Genomic DNA, 1,209 nt, shown 5'->3' on the forward strand with positions numbered 1-1,209 from the left:
TGCAACCCTGCTAATAGAACCGATTCTAAATATTCAGGTTTCATCCAAGCTCTTTTCTGTTTCGCTGGAATGCTTCCTTTAGAAGGTTCAGCCCTAAGCATATTCAGTGATATTTGCCTAAGCATGGCCCAATTTTCTGCCCCATGATGTTGGTAAATCTGGCAACTATCTTCTTTCATTGAGACATCTAGCACCCAGTGTAAGCTGTTCTCAATCCCCCAATGGCCACGAACTGAATTGGCTAACTGCTGCTCATCGAGTGTGGCTGAACTGATATAGTAACGGTAGGTCAGTTCTGCCTCTTTCCCTTTCGTATACCGATAACTCAAACACATACCTAATGTGTTCAATTTCATCCACTTAGAAAAATAATCTTGGAGCTGGTTTGCAGGTATTACATAGTAGGCTCTTGCCTCGATACGGCCTCTATTTTTTTCAATAACGAGTCCATCAAGAGGATTACTGCGCGCTTCACTGAAAGTACTGACCACGGCCTCATGCAAGGAACTTTGATTTGCCTTTACAGCAAGTAAGTAGTCACCTCCTTGCTCGACTATCTGTCTTGCAATCTCTGTCTGGCAACCCATGGCGTCGATTGATACAAGTGCTCCTTCTATATCTAACAACTGCAGCAGCGCTGGGATTGCGGTTATCTCATTGGATTTATTTGCCGTTTTTACTTGCCCCAGCACCACTTTATTGGCACAGGCAAACGCATTGACCATATGAATGGTTGAGCGCCGATCTTCACGATTGTATGAGGCACGAAGCGTTTTACCATCGATAGCAATAAGATGACCATCACTCATCTCATGGACGGCTCGCATCCAATTGGCGAAGCACAGTCGGAACTGTTCCGGCTCGATACGAGAGATAATACGTGCAATGGTATCATCGACTGGGACACCTTCGGTCAGAATTCCCTTTTCTTTAAACCAGTTATGATGTCCGGCAGCATAGTCATGGATTTCTGACCAGCCTTCGGCACCAGCAATCACACCACACAGAGTAACGAACAATACATCATGCAATGGGTAAGTCACTTTGGCAGATTGTCGGCTGTCAGCAATCGAGTTGAAATGAGACGTGAAGGCTTCAAGGTACATGCTCTGATGTTCTCTATAAGAAAAAGAGAGCATAAGATCATAATCGATACCGTTCGTCAAATTGGGTTCAAAACGGTTAAAATACATTCACGATCTCACCCTG

1 protein-coding gene is annotated in these 1,209 nt (G+C 44.5%); it reads right to left on the bottom strand.

Features of this window, described 5'->3' with window-relative positions:
* Window positions 1-1,106, bottom strand: a 1,106-nt coding sequence (locus K5Q99_RS21760) for an ISAs1 family transposase (RefSeq protein WP_220778113.1), incomplete at its 3' end; no start/stop codon positions are given.
* Window positions 1,107-1,209 lie beyond the last annotated feature (103 nt).

It is taken from the genome of Shewanella hafniensis (assembly GCF_019655335.1).
In the GTDB taxonomy this organism is placed as follows: Bacteria; Pseudomonadota; Gammaproteobacteria; order Enterobacterales; family Shewanellaceae; genus Shewanella; species Shewanella hafniensis.